The sequence below is a fragment of the Paenibacillus sp. FSL H7-0737 genome (assembly GCF_000758545.1).
In the GTDB taxonomy this organism is placed as follows: domain Bacteria; phylum Bacillota; class Bacilli; order Paenibacillales; family Paenibacillaceae; genus Paenibacillus_AQ.
Genome location: NZ_CP009279.1, coordinates 993,472 through 1,013,791, shown reverse-complemented (window position 1 = coordinate 1,013,791; position 20,320 = coordinate 993,472). Strand labels below are relative to the sequence as shown.

14 protein-coding genes are annotated in these 20,320 nt (G+C 44.7%); 6 read left to right on the top strand and 8 right to left on the bottom strand.

Annotated features, from left to right (window positions below):
- Positions 1-264: 264 nt before the first annotated feature.
- Positions 265-1,722, top strand: a complete 1,458-nt coding sequence (locus tag H70737_RS04415) for an amidase family protein (RefSeq protein WP_042185076.1) — start codon at positions 265-267, stop codon at positions 1,720-1,722.
- 85 nt (positions 1,723-1,807) lie between these two features.
- Here the strand turns inward: H70737_RS04415 and H70737_RS04410 are convergent, their stop codons facing one another.
- Complete coding sequence (locus tag H70737_RS04410; protein WP_042185074.1) at positions 1,808-2,365, bottom strand: SLOG family protein; 558 nt, start codon at positions 2,363-2,365, stop codon at positions 1,808-1,810.
- Between the two features lie 176 nt (positions 2,366-2,541).
- Here H70737_RS04410 and H70737_RS04405 point away from each other — a divergent pair, with 176 nt between their 5' ends.
- Positions 2,542-3,210 carry a hypothetical protein gene (locus tag H70737_RS04405; RefSeq protein ID WP_042185072.1) on the top strand — a complete coding sequence of 223 codons (669 nt, stop codon included), beginning with the start codon at positions 2,542-2,544 and terminating at the stop codon, positions 3,208-3,210.
- A gap of 75 nt (positions 3,211-3,285) precedes the next feature.
- Here the strand turns inward: H70737_RS04405 and H70737_RS04400 are convergent, their stop codons facing one another.
- Positions 3,286-5,316: a beta-galactosidase gene (locus tag H70737_RS04400; protein ID WP_042185069.1), complete on the bottom strand. Its 2,031-nt coding sequence runs from the start codon at positions 5,314-5,316 to the stop codon at positions 3,286-3,288.
- Between the two features lie 119 nt (positions 5,317-5,435).
- Between H70737_RS04400 and H70737_RS04395 the strand changes: the two genes are divergently transcribed.
- On the top strand, positions 5,436-6,269 hold the full coding sequence (locus H70737_RS04395; protein ID WP_042185067.1) for an AraC family transcriptional regulator: 834 nt from the start codon (positions 5,436-5,438) through the stop codon (positions 6,267-6,269).
- Between the two features lie 482 nt (positions 6,270-6,751).
- On the opposite strand, the gene H70737_RS04390 is transcribed toward H70737_RS04395, so the two are convergent.
- From H70737_RS04390 to H70737_RS04375, 4 genes are all read right to left on the bottom strand, one after another.
- Positions 6,752-8,743 carry a beta-galactosidase gene (locus tag H70737_RS04390; RefSeq protein WP_231573386.1) on the bottom strand — a complete coding sequence of 664 codons (1,992 nt, stop codon included), beginning with the start codon at positions 8,741-8,743 and terminating at the stop codon, positions 6,752-6,754.
- A 126-nt stretch (positions 8,744-8,869) separates the two neighbouring features.
- Positions 8,870-10,171 (bottom strand): ABC transporter substrate-binding protein, encoded by a 1,302-nt coding sequence (locus H70737_RS04385; protein WP_042185065.1) that lies wholly within the window; start codon positions 10,169-10,171, stop codon positions 8,870-8,872.
- Positions 10,172-10,232: 61 nt separating this feature from the next.
- Positions 10,233-11,066 carry a carbohydrate ABC transporter permease gene (locus tag H70737_RS04380; protein WP_042185063.1) on the bottom strand — a complete coding sequence of 278 codons (834 nt, stop codon included), beginning with the start codon at positions 11,064-11,066 and terminating at the stop codon, positions 10,233-10,235.
- On the bottom strand, positions 11,066-11,947 hold the full coding sequence (locus tag H70737_RS04375) for a carbohydrate ABC transporter permease (protein ID WP_042185061.1): 882 nt from the start codon (positions 11,945-11,947) through the stop codon (positions 11,066-11,068). Before H70737_RS04375 ends, H70737_RS04380 begins: the two co-directional genes overlap by 1 nt.
- Positions 11,948-12,083: 136 nt before the next feature.
- On the opposite strand from H70737_RS04375, the gene H70737_RS04370 reads away from it, so the two are divergent.
- Together H70737_RS04370 and H70737_RS04365 are read left to right on the top strand one after the other, a co-directional pair.
- Complete coding sequence (locus H70737_RS04370; RefSeq protein ID WP_042185059.1) at positions 12,084-13,904, top strand: cache domain-containing sensor histidine kinase; 1,821 nt, start codon at positions 12,084-12,086, stop codon at positions 13,902-13,904.
- Positions 13,901-15,562 carry a helix-turn-helix domain-containing protein gene (locus tag H70737_RS04365; RefSeq protein WP_042185057.1) on the top strand — a complete coding sequence of 554 codons (1,662 nt, stop codon included), beginning with the start codon at positions 13,901-13,903 and terminating at the stop codon, positions 15,560-15,562. Before H70737_RS04370 ends, H70737_RS04365 begins: the two co-directional genes overlap by 4 nt.
- A 100-nt stretch (positions 15,563-15,662) precedes the next feature.
- On the opposite strand, the gene H70737_RS04360 is transcribed toward H70737_RS04365, so the two are convergent.
- Both H70737_RS04360 and yicI read right to left on the bottom strand, forming a co-directional pair.
- Positions 15,663-16,829, bottom strand: a complete 1,167-nt coding sequence (locus H70737_RS04360; protein WP_042185056.1) for an SGNH/GDSL hydrolase family protein — start codon at positions 16,827-16,829, stop codon at positions 15,663-15,665.
- Positions 16,830-16,953: 124 nt separating this feature from the next.
- Complete coding sequence (gene yicI / locus H70737_RS04355) at positions 16,954-19,275, bottom strand: alpha-xylosidase (RefSeq protein WP_042185054.1); 2,322 nt, start codon at positions 19,273-19,275, stop codon at positions 16,954-16,956.
- A 127-nt stretch (positions 19,276-19,402) separates the two neighbouring features.
- Between yicI and H70737_RS04350 the strand changes: the two genes are divergently transcribed.
- Positions 19,403-20,293 carry an AraC family transcriptional regulator gene (locus H70737_RS04350; RefSeq protein ID WP_042185052.1) on the top strand — a complete coding sequence of 297 codons (891 nt, stop codon included), beginning with the start codon at positions 19,403-19,405 and terminating at the stop codon, positions 20,291-20,293.
- Positions 20,294-20,320: the final 27 nt, after the last annotated feature.

Genomic DNA, 20,320 nt, shown 5'->3' with positions numbered 1-20,320 from the left:
AGGGGTAATAATAACTCCTATCAGAAAAAAATAAAAAGAGGTGTCCTAACAGCCATTTATTTTGGCCATTTGGACACCTTTTTTCAGTTGCGCGCTTGCAAGCTCTACCCAAAACTTCGCTAATAAAAAACATTAATATCCCCTTTAACTACCGAGACCATCATTCAATAATTTGTAGTATTAAAAGAATACTACCACTAATACCCAAATTATGGTTAGATGAAGGGGAAGCTATATCCTAAAGGGAAAGAAGCGTGAACGCACATGAGTTTTGAAATCGTAGAAGCCACTATACCGGAGATCCAAGCTGCATTAGAAGCCGGAGAACTTACGTCAAAACAACTAGTTCTCATGTATTATGAACGCATAGCTGATCATGACAAAAATGGCCTGACGATTAACTCTGTGCTGGAGATCAATCCTGATGCATTATTTATCGCAGAATCTCTAGATGTTGAACGTACGATCAACGGCTCCCGGGGACCCCTGCACGGCATACCTGTGTTATTGAAGGATAACATCAATACAGGGGATAAAATGCATACTAGCGCAGGCTCGCTGGCTTTGGCGAATTCTTTTGCCGGAGAAGATGCGTTTATAGTTACAAAACTGCGTGAAGCCGGAGCAATCATTATGGGTAAAGCCAATATGACCGAATTCGCCAATTTTATGACAACCGGCATGCCCTCCGGCTACAGCTCCCGCGGCGGGCAAGTCCTTAATCCCTACAATATATCTACACCAACAGGTGGCTCCAGTGCTGGTTCTGCGGTAGCTGTCGCTTGTAACTTTTGTACAGTCTCTGTTGGCACAGAAACCTCGGGATCGATCCTTAACCCCGGTAACTTAGGCTCCATTATTGGCATTAAGCCAACCGTTGGACTGCTCAGCCGTTCGGGAATCCTTCCGCTATCCAATACACAAGATACTGCTGGCCCTATGGCCAGAACCGTTCGTGATGCTGTTCTGCTGCTAAACGCAATGCTTGGCAATGATCCTCAAGATGCAGCAATGGGAACGAATATAGGTAGAATCCACGAAGATTACACTGTATTTCTAGACGAGAATGGCTTGCAAGGCGCGCGTATAGGTATCCCGCGTGATTATTATTTCGAGGAGCTGACAGAAGAACAACTTGCACTGTTCAATGCTTCCGTAGATAGAATGAGAGAGCTTGGAGCTACTATTATTGATCCTGCGGATATTAAGACCGCCCGGGAAATTAGTTATTCTTCGGTGGTATTGAATGAATTCAAAACAGCCTTGAACGCTTATTTATCTCGCTTGGGCCCTGGGGCACCGATGCGAACCTTAAAGGATATTATAGATTTTAACCATGCACATCCTGTGGAGACTTTAAGATATGGTCAAGCTACGTTAATAGATGCGGAATATACCTCTTCCGGCACACAAACCGAACCAAAGTATTTGCTGCACCGTGCGACTGACCTAAAACTATGTAAGGAAGAAGGCATCGACGCCACTATGAAGGAGCACAATCTGGATGCCCTGCTGTTCCCCGCCGATTTCGGCGCCAGAATTACCTCCAGAGCAGGATATCCGTCCATCGTTGTGCCTTCCGGTTATACATCAGCCGGCGCCCCCTTCGGTGTAACGTTCTCAGCGAAAGCTTATCAGGAGCCTACACTCATCAAGCTCGCCTATGCTTATGAACAAAACTACAAGGTGCGAAAAGCACCATCACTAAAGAGTTTTATCTGATCACTTCTTATATCAAAAAGCCCGTAAACGGTGATGGTCTCATTCACTGTTTACGGGCCTTTACTTTTCCAAAATCTACATATAATTACTCATAGTCACGTTGATTCTCTTCATCGGCAATATTCTGAATTTCATCAGAGTGAATTAGAAACAACTCATACTCTCCTTCAGCATGCAGCTTCAGCGCCCGCTCTTTAAAAAACTTCGGACTCCCCTCCGCCGCATCCTCATCATAAAAGAGCAATATTCCGTCACTTTTGCGGAACAACAAATCGTCTCTAGCCCGAAACTGCCAGCTACCGTCATAAGGAGCATTACTGACCGCCCCGAAGAAATCCGCACCCGCAATAATACGCCGATACTCGTTCTGCTTTTCTTCTTTCCATTTCTCTTCTTGTCCGGTATGCGCTGTAATGATCCCAAGCTTTAAGTCCGGATATTGCAGCTTAAGTTCGCTCACCACTTCGCATGCCCACAGATCCACACCATACTGGCCGGGCGTAATCACCCATTCCACGCCTTCTTCAATCAAAGGTTTTAATCGGTTAGCTAGTGCCTTTTTAATATAAGGAATCCCTAGATGCTTATTGTCAAAAATACCGAGCTCGTGCGCACGATACCCCGTTACTAGTAAAGTCTTCATGTGCTGCCTCTTTCCTGAACGTTGGCTTATTCTTTAAGTCCACATATTTGTTCATTATATAACATTTGCATATTTCATTTCTTTAGGCAAACTCTCAGCGGAAATTAAGCAAACTTTCAGAACTGTTTGTTATATTTCTCCTAATCTATCTTTAACCTACTAAGGAGGAATAAAAAATGAGAAAGTTCGTTCCTATTCTAATATCTGGAGGCCTACTCGCTTCTCTATTATTGGCTGGCTGCAGCGCGAATTCAGAGGCCGAAGGAACAACTGCTGCAAATAACCAAGCAGACAGGGGTTCAGCAGTCAAACAACCACAAGCAAACGGCGATCAACAGAATGGCGGATCTAATATGTCCATGAATTTCGGTAAGATTAAGAGTGTAAGCGATACTACCCTTACCATATATAAATCGGACATGTCTATGCCCCGACAAGGTGCTGGAGAAGGTGACGGGCAGAACAGTCAAGGCGGTACCCCGCCGGAAAGACCTGATGGCGATCAAAGTACAGGAAATGGCGCTGCGCCCGAGGGTGGGATGCCACAAGGGGAAATGCCGGAAGGTGGCGGAGGACAAGGCGGTGAGCCACAGGGAGGTAGAATGCAGCAAAGCTTCTCCGATGAAACCACAGACATTACGATTGATGCGGATACTAAAATCGTAGCGGTTACCTTCGACAATGGCACGCGTCAAGAAAATGCGATCACCTTAGCAGAACTGAAGGCTGATGATATTATCCAATACACACTTAAATCAGATTCCACCGTGGCGGAGAGCATTATATTAAGTAATGGCAATCCGGGTGGAGCTACTCCAGATGACAGCGCGAGCAGCAGCAGCTAATGAAATGCTGCACCACAAAAAAAGATCTCCGGGGACAAGCTGGTTCCCCGGAGATCTTTTTATATATACTACGAATTAGTTCTTATCCGACAAAATCAATACTCCACGGGCTGGCACAACACAAGAACCGCTAACCTTATTACCAGTCAGAAGATCCGTACGCTCAGTAGCACCAATATCCGCACTCAAATCACCAGTGGTGTGGTTCAGCAAGAATAGGTAGGATACGCCTTCCTTCACACGTTGCACAGATTCGATACCTTCCGGTGCAGTTACTAGCGGCTGAATGTTCTTGTCGGCACACAGATTGGCTAAGAATCCTTTTAAGAATCCCGCTTCTGGGCTGGTAGCCACGTAATACGCTTTACCTTCACCAAAGTTATTCACCGTCAAGGCTGGCATTCCTTTATAGAAATCAGATCCGTACTCTGCCAAAACCTCAGCACCTTCGGCATGAATCAGATCGCAGAGCAGATCACATTTGTAAGAACCACTCAAATTGCCCCACGCTTTGTCCATCACAATCTCATTGCTCATCCCTGGCAGCAGTGCATCAATTTCCTCTGCCCAAATCCCGAGTACGTTGCGCAGTTCCCCAGGGTAGCCACCTACGGTTACTAGGTCGTTCTCATTAACAATTCCGCTGAAATAAGTCGTAATGAATGTACCGCCTGCTTTTACAAAAGCTTCAACCTTCTCAGCAAAACCCGGCTTAACCATATACATCACAGGTGCGATTACAATCTCATATTTGAACAGATTCTCTTCTACACCGATCATATCGGCTTCGATATTTTGTTGGTAGAGTGCATCATAATATTTATGAATCTCATTCACATAATCCAAAGCTATGGATGGTCCGCTTGAAAGGTTGATAGCCCAGCGGTTTTCCCAGTCATAAATAATCCCTACTTTAGCTGCACTACGCGCATCCAATAGCTGATCTCCAAGCTGTCCCAGCTCTTTACCTAGCTCAGCGCATTCACGGAATACACGCGTATGCTCATGTCCGACATGCTCAATAACAGCTCCATGATACTTCTCACATGCACCAATTGAACGACGCAGTTGGAAGAACAGAACAGTGTCTGCACCACGCGCAACAGCCTGATAACTCCACAAGCGCATAACCCCTGGACGTTTCAAAGAGTTATATGGCTGCCAGTTCTGCTGGCTTGGCGTTTGCTCCATCAGCATGAAAGGTTGTCCATTCTTCAATCCACGCATGAGATCATGCGCCATGGCTGTGAAGCTGACCGGAGTATCGAGTGAAGGATAGTTGTCCCAAGAAATGACGTCCATATGTTTAGCCCACTCAAAATAGTCCAATTCATCATAAAAGCCCATCAAGTTAGTGGTAACAGGTACGTTAGGACTGTGCTCCTTAATCGCATCGCTCTCAATTTTGTAACATTCAAGCAAGCTATGAGACATAAATCTACGGAAGTCTAATGAAATGCCTTGGAAGTTGGTGCGGTTGCCGTCCCATTCTTCACTCAGCTCACTAGGCAGTACAATTTCTTCCCAATCATAAAACGTATGTCCCCAAAAACGTGTATTCCACGCTTTGTTTAATGCATCCAGAGAACCATAACGTTCCTTCAACCAGACACGGAACGCCGCTTCAGATAAATCAGAATAATCATAGTTACTGAACTCATTCGAAACGTGCCAAGCTACAAGCCCCGGATGATCCTTATAACGTTCAGCCAGTTTTCCTGCCAGCTTCGCTGCAAACTTGCGGTAAACCGGACTGTTTGGATTCGAGTTATGACGTCCACCGAACTTGCGTTTTCTGCCCTTCACATCAACACGAGTAACTTCAGGATAACGATGAGCCATCCAAGCTGGGTGCGCTCCTGTACCTGTTGCCAGACATACGTAAGTACCATTTTTATATAGTCTATCCATTAATTCATCTAGTGATGAGAAATCATAAGTGTCTTCGGAAGGTTGGATCAGCGCCCAGGAAAACACATTAATTGTGGCAACATCAATTCCTGCCAGCTTAAACATACGCTCATCCTCTGCCCATACAGGCGCATCCCATTGCTCTGGATTGTAATCTCCACCGTACCAAATCTTAGGTAATTTATCGTTAATCACACTTCGCACATCCTTTATAGTATAATTATATATATATTGTAATCGGTTAACCTGACGCTATAAATATAAAATAATCTTCCCAGCATATAAGAATATGGAACTAAGAGGAGATGGAATCATTGAAGGGAATCGTGCATCGTAGAATAGTGTTCCCCCATGAGGGTGGACAGGATCTACCTATCACATTAGACAGTATCGGTCACAATCATCAACAGGAAAAAGTATCCCGCTTAGATGGCTACGAAACCTATCATTGGCTTCAAACGGCGTCTGGTGAAGGGGTGATTCATTTTGAGAATAAAAGCTTCTCCCTTCCCGCAGGCAGTGGTGTATTACTTCTCCCCTATACTCCACATCGCTATGAAGCTTCGGCTGCTAACTGGAGCACCTCTTATTTAACGTTCGGAGGCAGCTCTGCAGGGTCTATTTTGGAGACGCTGGGGATGAATATGAATTCTTTTTACCGCTGGGAAAAAGAGGCGCCTCTCTCCAAGCTGCTAAGAGAAATACTTGATCAGTATGATGCCTCACAGGACATGTTTGGTCTGACTGCCTCCACTGATGCTTATCGCTTTCTGCTTACTTTAAGCAAATATGGGCAACTGCATAACAACACAACGATATCCCGTAATGTCGATAAGCTGCAGCCGCTACTGAAATGGATGGACAGCCATTATGGTGATCCTGATCTCGGACTTAACGATCTAGCCGGTCAGCTTGGCGTCTCAGGGCGATATCTCAACAATCTATTCATACAAACCTTTGGGCTATCTCCTTATGCCTATTTCGTACGGCTACGTATCCGTAAAAGCAAAGAAATGCTCGTAAGCCAGCCGGATCTTACTGTAAAAATCATCTCGCAGAGAGTAGGCTTCCGTGATGTTAGCCATTATGTTGCCACCTTTCGCAAGCAGTCAGGGACTACACCGGAGCAGTTTAGACGACTTCACTAATACTCTAAGGTGTACAGCTTAATCGCCTCCTGCGTAGTGAAATGCTACATAAGGTTGCTTATGACAGAGCTCATCGCTGTGTGGATCTCATTAGTATGGCATCTGTGTCAGAGTAACTGCATTTTGTACACTTAAATCAGCCTGTTCAGCAGAAAATATCCATATAAGTGTATTCTGTGCAGTTATATTCTCAGCATTTGGCTGTGAACCGCGATACTTCGCATTATAGCTGCACTAAATACAACTAAATCCATTTCATAGGCCGAGAGCATAAAATAAGTGTAGAAAGTGCAGCTATTCCGCACCGTACAAACGCAGCATTCTTCACTCCACTAACTGGCTTGTCTCGACAGCTCTCCCGACCCAAGGAGTACATTTAATTGCACATTATACAATCACAAATCTCAATCTCAATCTCAATCACAAGGGTTAACCCTCAAGGAGATAAAGCCCTCTCCCCATCAACAATTACTTAGAATCTTTTACATTTCCAGAATTTCCACACCATATGGCTCAAGCTGCAGCTCTCCTGAACAAATCGAGTGGTTCAGCAGACTGTTATACTCCTGCGGCAACGGGATCGTCACAGACTCCCGGTTCAAATTAAGCAAGAATAAGAAGCTTCCTTGATCTCCCGAGCGCACAGAGGCCTGTACTCCATCCGGCAAACCCTCAAATCTAAACAGCCCCTGCTGTTTGGAAAGGCGCTCCAATAAAACTGACCAGAATCTCTCTTCCATATGAGTCCCAAAGTAATAAACCTGACCTTTTCCAAAAGCATTGACGGTTACAGCCGGAGTTCCACTATAGAAATCATCGCCATACCACGCAATCGGCCATGCCACAACAGGTCTCAGGATGTCGCACCACTGCGTGCATTCATATTGGTTCCCCTCAGCATCAACGACCTTATGGGTTTCAGCACCTATTGGATCATACTCCAGCACTTCAACCCCTGTGCAATAGCTCAGTAGCCCCGGTAGTGGCTGCATGACTGCGATGTTATTTGTAGTTTTCACGCCACTTCGATTGGTAATAAGCAAAGTTCCGCCAGCTAGTGCAAAATCCTCCAAACTACGTACAATCTCCTCATCCAGCAAATATAAATTCGGAGCAATCACTACTTTATAACCATCCAGCGATTGTCTAAAATCGATAACATCGCAACCCATACCGAGCTTCGTCACCGCACGGTGTATCTGTTTAATATTCTCATAATAATCGAATCCTTCAGCCTGAGGCTGAATATCCAGCGCTGCTTTTTCTTCATGAGAATGGAGTATAGCTACTTCATTCTTTAGCGTCGTTCCAGTCAGCTTCTCCCCGAGTGTATTAACCTCATGGCATAGCTGAGTGAACTCCGCAAACCTGCGTCCTGGGACATTGCTGTGATCAATCAGTCCGTGCCAGAATTGCTCTGCTCCCGCGACTGCACTACGCCAGCGGAAATGAACGACGGTATCCGCACCTCTGGCTATCGTCTGCCACGCATAAGCACGAATCATCCCAGGATACGGCGTTCTCCACATCGGCATCCAACAACCTGGTGAACCACTTAGCTGCTCCATGATCCAGAAGTTTTGACGTTTAATACCACGGGTTACATCTAGTGAAAGTGCTCCGCTATATGGTGTTGTCGCTTGCTTGGTTGGCGAAGTATTCGGATAATAGTCAAATGCAGCGACATCCAGATCAGCACCGACTGCGTACATATCCAGACGCTGCGGATAGCTATGAAAGTTATGAGTGATAAAATGCTGCGGACAAACAGACCGCAAAATATCAATTTGGGTCTTCTGGAATGCTACCACCGAATCCCACTGAAACCGCTGATAATCTAGCAGGAATGATGGATTCTGATGTGGTGATCCACCCAGTGGAACAGTAAGCTCATTCCAATCGCTATATTCTCCACTCCACACAACCGTTCCCCACTCTGCATTCACCCGATCAAGGCTGCCATATTTGGCTTTCACCCAATTGCGAAACGCTATATTACAAGCATCACAATGACAATCTAACATCCCGAATTCATTATCAGTCTGCCAACCAATAACGGCCGGGTGTTTACTATAGTGCTCCGCAAGTCGCTGCGTGATACGACTTCCGTATTCGCGCAAAGATGTACTATTATAGCAGCGGTGTCCGCGTACCCCCGGATGAAAGGTCTCTCCCTTCGCAAATAGCGGCAAAACGTCCGGAAATTTCGTAGTTAACCATCTAGGAGGTGTAGCTGTGGGCGTACCAATCACAACCTGTAATCCATACTTATGAAAAAGATCCAGCGCGCGGTCCAGCCAACCGAACTGGTAATTGCCCTCCGCTATCTCTAACCGGCTCCATGCAAACTCGGCGACTCGAACTACCTTGACACCTGTTTCCTTCATTAATTTGATATCTGGTTCCCACATGGATTCTTCCCAATGCTCCGGGTAATAGTCCACACCTATCTGAATAAGATCATATCGTTTCACCGGCGTCCTCTCCCCCTATCTTGTTATCACCAAAATAAAAGGCGCTCCCCGTCTCATAATGATGAGGTATACGGAGAACGCCTTTGTTAACCACTAGTCCATTTTAATCTTATGAACGAGCTTCACTTATTTCTTAAGCTTGTCCCAAGCTGCTTGCATGCCTGTCATCCAGCCATTCACATCAACCTTGCCAGCGATCATCTGTTGAATCACACTAGCAAATTCTTGAGTTACACCGTCAGGGAATTTAGAGGATTGCAAACCATACACTTTGTCTTCTTTTACATAGTTCCATACGTCAGATCCAAGCTTACCGATATCTTCAGGAGTTGCTTCGATGGTGGACAACGCAGGGATGAATTTCCATTTTTTAACGATGTACTCTTTACCCATATCTGAAGTTACCAACCAGTTCAAGAATGTTTTAGCTTCTTCTTTAGATCCGGAATCTTTGTTGATAACAAGGTTTGCAGGAATACCTACAGTCATTTTGTCATTCTTTGCAGCATCTTCATTGATTGGCATAGGGAACATACCGATGTTCATGTCAGGTGTAATGTTATCAACAAGGGTTTGTGCCCAGTTACCTTCTTGCATCATTGCAGTTTCACCTTTAGCAAACATAGCCAAGTGAGTGTTAGCATCTGTAGTCAACGGATTTTTTTGTCCGTATTTCAAAGTCAAGTTGAGCAAGTTGCTCCAATCTTCAAACACTTTGTTACCTACGATTGTACCCGTACCATCATTCAAGCTCTTAATGAAGCCATTTACATCATCTTGTTGAGCAAATGCTACGCTGATCCCTTGGTTACCAAGGAGCCACCATTCTTGATACGCATTACCAAAAGGAGTTACGCCAATCGCTTGCAATTTCTTAGCCGCATCTTCTAGTTGTGACAATGTTTTAGGAGTTTCAGTGATGCCTGCTTTTTCGAACAGGTCTTTGTTATATACAAAACCAATTCCTTCAAGGTTCATTGGCATACCGTACACTTTACCGTCTTTAGTCATTGGCTCTGCTGCCATAGGAATCAGATCTTTCACCCAAGGTTGATCGGACAGATCTTCCATCTTATCTCCCCAAAGCTCCATTTCAGCATATCCGCCATTTGAGAAAATGTCAGGCGCGTCGCCGGAAGCAAACTTAGTCTTCAGTGCTGCAGCGTAATCGGCACCACCACCAACGGTTTGAATATCCAGCTTGATGTTAGGGTGTTCTTTTTCAAATTCAACCTTAAGCTCATTAAGACCTTCAACGATTTCAGTTTTGAATTGAAAGATCTTAACCGTCTTTACTTCACCTTTATCTGTGCCAGCGCTTCCATTTTGTGAGTTACTAGAAGCGTTATTGCCTCCACCGCATGCTGTTAATGCTAAACTCATCGCCATTACTGCCGAAAGTGCAACTGCCGAGCGTTTCTTATTCATTATATTTTCCCCCTTAAGATAGTGGACTACTTATGAAATATTTGGAACGGAGGGCTCGGTGTTAACCTTTCACCGAGCCAGCCGCTATTCCCTCAACAATGTAACGCTGCATGAACAGATAGAAAATGATAATTGGAGCAATCCCGATTACGAGAGCCGGAAGCGCCATATCCCATTGTTTGGTGTATTGACCAAAGAAGGAGAAGGTCGCCAGCGGAATGGTCCGAAGTTCTGGTGCCTGAAGAATCAAGGAAGGCAGCAGATAGTCATTCCATATCCCAAGTGCATTAAGCACGATCGTTGTCATTACCATTGGCTTCAGCAAAGGAAGTACTATGCGGAAGAATACGGTAATTGGATTACATCCATCAACTGTAGCCGCCTCTTCAATTTCAAGCGGAACGGACTTGATAAAGCCGTGGAATAGAAAGATTGCCATTGGAACACTGATCCCTAGATTCGTGATAATCAAACCCAGGAAGGAGTTGTTTACTCCCATTACATTTACAACTTTCAAGATTGGAATCATGATCGTTTGAAACGGAACAACCATTGCGGCTACGAACAACAGTAACAAAAACTGATTAAATTTCGTATTCGCCCGAACCATACGATAAGAAGCCATCGCACTAAACAGAGAGATTAGAATAACACTGATAACAGTTATGATAACCGAATTTCGGAAAGCTTCACCGAAACGTGCCAATTTCCAAGCACTTGTATAGTTCGACCACATAAATGTCTGTGGCCAGCTTGCAGCATCACTCAGAATTTCACCGAACGATTTCACTGAGTTTGCTAGCAAGAAATAAAATGGAGACAGGAAGAGCAGGGCCAGAAGAATCATCAACACTTCCACGCCGATATTCCATCTGCTTTTTGTCTTGGCGTTCATTAAGCTTCTACCTCCTTGCTCTTCGTAATACGGACTTGAATCAGAGTGATAATCGCCACGATAACGAAGAACAGCAGCGCTTTAGCAGTACCCAGACCGTAACGATTGTTCAGGAAGGCTTCATTGTAAATATTCATAGCAACTGATTCTGTAGATTTGAACGGTCCGCCTTTCGTCAAGGAAAGGTTAAGGTCAAACATTTTGAAGGACCAAGAAATGGCCAAGAACAAACCAATGGTTACAGCCGGCATAATCAACGGAACTACAATGCTGCGTAGTACCTGCCAACGGGAGGCACCATCAATATCAGCCGCTTCCAGGACTTCTTTCGATACGTTACTGAGAGAAGCGATGTAGATAACCATTAGATAACCGGAAGACTGCCAAACAAAAACCATTACAATCGCCCAGAAGCCGGTTGTTGCATCACCCAGCCAAGGAAGATTAAAGAACGACCAGCCTGTGAGTTCTCCCATTGTTGCGAACCCTTTGATGAAGATAAATTGCCAGATGAACCCGAGCAACAATCCCCCAATAACGTTCGGCATAAAGAAGATCGTCCGAAGCATGTTACGTGTCTTTAATGGTTTCGTTAACAGATAAGCTAGGAAAAACCCTACCACATTAGTCAAAATTACACCTAACACAGTAAATCTTACGGTAAACCAAAAGGAAGACCAGAAGTCGGGGTCATTCGTAAATATAGTGGTGAAGTTTTGAAATCCTACCCAACTTACATTACCGGATACACCGTTCCAGTCTGTGAAGGAGTAATACATCCCCATGATAAATGGGATAATCGTTATTAAGGTAAAAAACAAAACTGCAGGACCAACGAAGAATACCTGTTGACCTAACTGGGACAACTTAGTGCCGCGCATTTATTGTCCCCCCCTTTCTTTTGCTCACTTACTTGTTTATGCTTTATACACATATTATCTGTTTTTTTGAGCGCACCTCACACCTACGGAAGTGATCTTTCAGGTGTAAAATATTGATCGGATGTGACAAATTTCGATGAAATGGAACACGATTCGCACAAAAATGATCGTTTTCATCCTACTTCCAACACTAATTTGTATTATGGCCACGATGTTTATAAGCTACCACTTTAGTACTCAATCCTTAAGAACAAGAGCAGTAGATGAGAATACGAACCTTCTCTTTCAAGGTACTAGAAACATTGAAAGTTTGATTCAGGAAATCAATCGACTCTCCCTTATCGTCTATTCAGATTCAGAATTCTACAGATCTCTCGAAGCTGGATACGAGGATATGCTAGCAAATGCACGAATTTATTCTTCTCTGAATTACATTTCATCATCTATGCCTGACATATCTCAGGTCTATTTATACGGTGTCAAGGACAGCAAAGCCACTCTGCTCACCCAAAATACACCGAAACGTTGGCAGGGTGTTCCACCTTATCCTGATTCCAAGATCAATACCGATTCTGCGGTATCCTTACAGAGTACGCATTTAAGTCATAGCTACGGCCTAACGGCACCGATCCCGCAATTTATACCGGAGCCAGTGTTTACCTTACACAGAAGAATCGAAAGAGTCCCTACCACAAAAGCGCTTGGTTACCTGTCGATTGATGTCAAGCTAACGGCTCTAACCGACATCATCAGTCAGTTATATGATCAGAAGCAGGAGAACATCTGGCTGCTGGATGGCAACGGAAACATTGTCTATGGGGACAATAGTGAAGAATACGGCAAGAAACTGAATGCAGCTTGGTACGATACGAATATCAGGGACAAGCAAAGCTCACAAGGATACTTTGAAGAGGACAAAGCTATGTTTATTTACCAGAATATCGAAGGTCCAGGGTTAAATTGGACGTTGGTGAAGCAGATTCCCGTATCTTATCTTTTTCGAGAAGCCAATGAGGCGGCAACGATCAATATAGCACTAATGGTCCTGCTGCTGATTACAATTACAACGCTAACGATCCTAATCTCTTTTCGAATCACTGCCCCGATCAAGCAATTGACCCGCTACATGAATCAGGTCCAGACCGGGAAGCTTGATATCGATATCCGTCCCATGGGCAAAGACGAGATCGGTGTCGTTACAGAACGGTTCCGCAGTATGATGGATACGATCAACAATCTGATCCTAAGAGAATACAAGCTGGAATTAACTAATAAAACGAATGAATTGCGGGCTTTGCAAGCGCAAATCAATCCGCATTTCCTTAACAACACCTTGCAGATCATCGGTACGCTTGCCTTGGAGCTTAAAGTACCCCAAATCTACTCTCTTCTTTCGGCGCTAGCGAAAATGATGCGCTACAGCATGTACAATGAGGAGAAGATTGTCACGGTTAAGGAGGAACTGGATCATGTCAAAGCTTACGTCGAACTACAGAAGGAACGTTTTGAAAATAAATTCAGTTTCCGTTACGATATGGAGGAAGCTCTTTTAGAGACATTTATGCCTAAGATGATTCTGCAGCCTATTGTAGAAAACTATTTCAAACACGGTTTTAACCATTCCCGCTCAGACGGATTTGTTGAGATCACCGCGGCCAAATTGGGCGACAAGCGAATGGAAATCTGTATTCAAAACAATGGAAATGCTATCCCTTCAGCGAAACTGGATCTTTTGCGGCAGAAGCTTCAACATTCCACTAGAACAGATATAGATTTATTAAGAAATACAGAGCAAGACAAGGAAGCTACAGGCTCTGGTATTGGTCTGCCGAACGTTCTGGCTCGGCTCAAGCTCGTATGCGGAGATAGCGCCATCTTGACGGTGGACAACCTCAGAGCAGGTGGAGTAGTTGTAAGACTGGAAATAGACATTATAGCGGAGCGTGAGACGATATGAAGGCGTTAATTGTTGATGACGAGGCGAGAGTCAGAAAAGCTGTTAGACTTCTTGTCGACTGGGACGCACATCAAATCAATGAAATTCTGGAAGCCGGAAACGGAAATGAAGCTATTGAGATCATTCGGCAAGCGAAACCAGCCTTGGTCATTATGGACATGATGATGGAATCCGGTAATGGCGTAGAATTAATGACATGGGTTAACGAATTTGCCGGCAACATCAAATTCATTGTGGTTAGCGGACATAATGATTTCGAGTTCGTGCGCCAGACTGTACGTCATGGTGGAATTGACTATATCCTTAAGCCCATTGAAGCGGAGGCAATCAATGTAGCAGTCGCTAAGGCAGTGGCTGCCTGGCGTTCAGAGGAAGCTGACCGTAGCGAACGCCAGAAGCAGAGCATCCAGCTTAATGAGTTCAAGCCCATCTATGGAGAAAAGCTGCTGTCCGCACTAATCGATGATCCGATCAACTCGGAATTATCTCTTCGAAGGTTGCGAAGCGATGGCATTATCCCGGAAAACGTCCTCTCTTCGCGCCTAATACTGGTGCAGACAGATACAGGAAATAATCTCCTACTTAACCGTTTTGGAGGAGACACCGGTCTCCTGAACTACGCTATCGTCAATATTTGTAATGAATTTTTGCAAGGTCAGCGTAAGGGTGTGGCTTTTCGTTACTGGGGAGGTCCTTCGGAGATTGCCATCATTCTATGGGATATCCAAACGTCTGTTGTCGAGCTTATAGGGAGAATTAATCAGGGGATCTACTCTACTTTGCAGGTCCGAATGCATTTCGGAATTAGCTGCATCGGTAACCTACCTAAGCAATTATCTTATCAGCGTGCAGAGGTGGCTGAGGCCTTACAGCGTAGAAATTTATTAATTCATGAGGATTACTGCCATTTTTCTACTTCCTCCGAAGAGTTTAAAGAGCGCAATGAAACCGCAAAGACAGAAATTCAAGGACATGCATCGCCGACGATCTTCGCACATGTGAAGGAAGATTGGAAAATGGCGGTCATCAGCGGAAGCACTGATGTATTGTCCGCGGCAGCACAGCACTGGGTGGACGAGCTTAGCCGATGCGGAATTGTTACACCAGAGATTCTAAACTCGTGGAAGAATGATGCACTCTTATTTCGTTCCCAGTTGGTACGGGAAACGTTAGGCCCTGATGCCGATAGCGCACTAGTCGAGTTAGAACAGGCCGATCAGCTTCACCCAGCTCCTTATACGAATGGTTACTCGTTCTCCTTATTTGCTTGGCGTGACTGGTCATTTGATCTGATGGAGCGAATATCAGAAGTGATAGCCGCTAAACAAGCTAAAGAAAGCAATCCTATGCATGATATCGTGAAATATATCGAACTTAATTATGCCTCTGATCTATCCTTGCAGGAGATTGCCGGAAAGTTCTTTGTTAGCCGCGAATATATTTCACGCCGATTCAAACAGGAATACGGCATTAATTTCTCCGATTTCATCGTTAACGTCCGGATAGATAAAGCTAAATTGCTTATGCAGAACCCTCGTCTAAAGCTGTCGCAAATTTCCGAAATGGTGGGGTTTCATGATGTGAAGTATTTTAGCAAGGTATTCAAGAAACAGGTTGGTGTATCACCCAAGGACTATCGAAACCAGTTTAAAATTTAATTAATACCACGCTACGAGAAAACGGTTGTCTCCTTTATGGAAGACAACCGTTTTCTCGCAGAAATATAAAGATAATGTATAGCGTGAAACTTATATTTTCTTATATTTTTAAAAAGGCGTCCGCGACCGTCTTACCGGCTATGCCGTTCGGATGCGGGTCGTCTGTTCCACTCATAAACTCTGGTCTGATCCGGTGATCGTCTGGTGCAGGCAATGACAATAGGCTTGCTATATCAAACACCCGGCTCACACCTATAGGCGGATTAGACAAAATCTCACGATTCACCTTGCGCCAAGTTTCTTCTCTTTCACCCTGAAAATTGAACGGTGGCACCGTACTTAGAATAATATTAGCTTCAGCATTTGCCCCCTTGATCTTAGAAATAATGGTCTGCAAGTCACCAAGAAGCTCGTCCGCCGAACGGCAGCCAATATCAATATCATTTACTCCGAGTACGATCATCACTTCATCACTTTGCTTAGTTTTGTTTAGCCATGGACCATCTGCAGCGACATCATAAGCTCTAGCCCAGCCAGAGCCGAGATTCCATACACCAATATCCGTGCCAAGACCATCCGCAATTCTCGCGACCCAATATTCGTACTCATCCTTTAATGTCCGCACACCTTGAGTAATCGAATCCCCCAAGAATACTAGTTTCTTGGTAACAGATTTCTTATACCCAATGAAGCTTGGCAGTACCAAAAGATTATCAGACGCTGTAAAACCATCCGCTGATTGTTGTGCGGCAAGATTTCCGGACGCGTCATAAGCTGAAACCAGCATCCCTTCAACATTGAAAGGAATCGATTTACCTGCAGTGAGTGTCTTAATCGTCCACGTAAACGCCAAGTAATGACCCTCCGGCAGAACAATGCTTGTCTCATCACTCCAGAAACATTCGCCAGCCGCAACGGTTTTTGAGGCTTTGCCCTCAAAGGTAAGTGCATGCTGTGTATTCTCAGCTATTGTTCCGTCTGGTTCTGTTCCTCCGTCAGCGATATAAGCTGTCTCGATAACCCAGTCGCCTCCAGGTTCACTGCCTACAGCTTCTTGCCCTTGATCCCATGTAGAATCCACCGCGTTGCTATGCCAGAACTTCAACTTCAACGTACCATTTTCCCTTAAACGAATATAAGTCCGGAAGGTATGCGTAAATGGTTCTTGCCTATTCATTATAAAATTCGCTGCAGTTGAAAGAACCGTTGCTGAGGTATATTCCGTCTGGTTCAATACTCCACTTCCCTTTGTTAAATTAGTATCCATAACGTTCCCCCGTTATTCAGTAAGATTGTAACACTAAAACCTCTCTAATAAACCAAGAGAACAGATCGTCCACCCAGTTTACAAGAGAGGTTATGGCTATATCAATATGCTTTAAGAAACAATCTTATTTCAATGTAATCGTAAACGATACGGTTTTTGCACCTGCGTTTACTTTTACTGTAGTTTCATCTACTTGCTCTGCACCTTCTACAGAAGCGATAGCTCCCAGATCTTTAAGTGAAAGCGAGAATTCTTTACCGCTACCTTCCGCAGTAACTGTTACCGTACTGCCTTTACGGTCAGCCTTCACAGTCAATTCAGGAGCACCTTTGAGATCACGAACGGTTGCAGAAGTCGTAGTGCCATCTTCAAGTGAATATAAGCCGAATTTAACGCCATTCGCATAGTCGTAATCCGGTTTGTTATCCACACTGCCGATTGCCAGCAAGGAATTCTGGCGAACGAATAGTGGCAGGCTAAAGAAATCATATTTCTCTTTGCGCCATGATCCACCTTGTACGGTTTCACCAGTAAGCAAGTGAGTCCAGCGCCCAGCCGGCAAGTAGTACTTCGCTTCGCCGTTTTCTTGGAAGATTGGGGCTACAAGCAAGGATTCACCTAGCATGTATTGACGATCCAACACTTCGCAAGTAGGATCTTCCGGGAATTCCATAACCATAGCCCGCATAGAAGCCCAGCCATGTTCATGAGCCTGTCCTGCTACATCATACAGATAAGGCATCAAGCTACATTTGAGTTTGGTGAAGAAACGGGTAACATCACAAGCTTCATCATCATAAGCCCAAGGCACACGGTACGAAGTGCTACCATGCAGACGGCTGTGACTGGACAATAGTCCAAACGCCAACCAGCGTTTAAATACATGTGCCGGAGCCGTGTTCTCAAAGCCACCGATATCATGACTCCAGAAACCGAAACCAGACAATCCTAGAGACAATCCACCGCGAAGGCTCTCTGCCATGGATTCATAATCTGCGTAGCAGTCACCGCCCCAGTGAACTGGGAACTGTTGGCCACCGGCAGTTGCAGAACGTGCGAACAATGCCGCTTCATTTTTACCAAGCTTCTCTTCTAGCACTTCAAATACAACCTTGTTGTACAATTGAGTGTAGTAGTTGTGCATTTTCATCGGATCAGATCCATCGAAGTAAACTACATCTGTAGGAATACGCTCGCCGAAGTCTGTCTTGAAGCTATCTACGCCCATATCTACCAAATCACGCAGATAGCCGGCATACCATTCACAAGCCGCAGGGTTGGTGAAGTCCACCAGTGCCATACCTGCTTGCCACAAATCACATTGATAAACGTCACCGTTAGGTTTTTTGAGCAGATAACCATTTTTCTTGCCTTCTTCAAACAAGCGGGAACGTTGCCCGATATAAGAGTTGATCCATACGCAGATCTTCAGCCCTTTATCTTTCAGTCGTTTCAGCATGCCTACTGGGTCAGGGAATACGCGCTCATCCCACTGGAAATCGGTCCATTGATATTCACGCATCCAGAAACAATCGAAGTGGAATACGCTCAGCGGCAGATCGCGCTCTGCCATACCATCTACGAAGGAGTTTACGGTTGCTTCATCGTAGTCGGTAGTGAAAGAGGTCGTCAGCCACAGGCCGAATGTCCAAGCTGGAGGAAGTGCAGGTTTGCCAGTAAGTGATGTGTAGTTGCTGATAACTTCTTTGATGGTAGGACCATCAATCACGAAGTATTCTAAGCTTTCTCCAGCTACGCTGAATTGCGCTTTTTTCACTTTTTCCGAAGCGATCTCATAAGAAACCAACTCAGGGTGGTTAACAAATACGCCATAGCCTTTGCTGCTTACATAGAAAGGAACATTCTTATAAGCTTGCTCGGAGCTAGTACCACCGTCTTTGTTCCAAAGATCTACGGTCTGTCCATTCTTTACAAAAGCGGTAAAACGCTCGCCCAAACCGTAAACGAATTCACCTACACCGAGATCCAGCTCTTCACGCATATACGTGTTGCCGTCTTGATCCGTGATATAAGCCATGGACTTGAAACCGCTGCCTGTAATTCTCTCGTCTCCACGATAGAAATCCACAGCCCATTGTTGGCCTTTGCGAATCACTACACGAAGTCCGCCGCTGATCAGCACAGTTTCGGAATCGTTTTCTTCAATCTTAACGTGATCTCCAGTACCTTTCGTGAGTTCGAAGACTGGACCGCGTTCTTGTACGCCATCATGATGAATAATCTTAACCCCTACCACACCTGGAAGCGGGGAATGAAATTTTACAGTAAGCAGGGTTGAATTCAGCGTCGCTGAACGCCCTGTGATTGGAGTTGTTTGAGTAATTGCTGTTAATCCATCTGGAGTCTTTTCTACAACATAATTTTGAACTGCACCGTTAATCGTGATACCATCACGCACCAGCCAGAGACCATCAGTAAATTTCATTGTGTACTTGCCACCTTTCAATTTGGTGTTTATAGTTGCATTATACCGATAAAAAATAAACAAAACTAATACTATATAGCTCATTTATAACACTATTTTGATGTTTTATCCGAAAGGAGTGGCATTTATGGACCGTACAACCCAGAGTTTGCTAAAAGAAGACAGAGTGCATGGCGATAGCATGTTTCCGCTTGCAGCTTATTGGATAGAATTACCAGCTGGAACACATGTCCTCGATACCCATTGGCATGAAGAAGCGGAGTTTTTTATGCTGCTCGAAGGAGAAATTCTGTTTCAGGTGGATACCGAATATTTCCCACTTAAAGCCGGTGAGGCTGTATTTATCGAGTCCGGTGATATTCACGCTGCCTATGTACTGAACGAAGATACGCCTTGCAAATTTTGTGCGCTCGTGTTTCTTCCTGATCTTCTCGCTAGTGCCCAATATGATACGATCCAGCAGAACACCATCTTACCCCTTCAGGAGAAAAGACAAAGCTTTCCTCGCCACCTAACACCGGCTGTAAAATGGCAGCATGAACTTCTCGGGCACTTAGAACGCATGATGGACGCCTACGCTGCGCAATCTCCCGGGTTTGAAGCTTTTATTAAAGGCACGTTACTCATCATGCTCTCGCTGATTGCTCCAGAGGATCGTTTTGTAAACCGCAGCCAGCTGGATGACGCTGATACTACTAAGATCAATCGACTTAAGAAGATTATTCTCTATATTCAGGATAACTATCAGGAGCCGATTCGAACTCGGGACCTCTCCGACCTTATCCCCATGAGTGAAGGACAGTTCTGCCGCTTTTTCAAAGAAATGACCCGTAAGACTCCAGTAGATTACATTAACTCTTACCGAATTCGCCAAGCCGCCGATCTACTGCAACAAAGCAACAGAAAAATATCCGACATCGCATTCGAGGTCGGATTTGATAATGTGAGCTATTTTATTAAAGTGTTTCGCAGAGCGATGAAATGCTCGCCTTCGGAGTTTAGGAAGGGGTCCCGTTGACATCTTATTGTTCGACTTCTATTCATC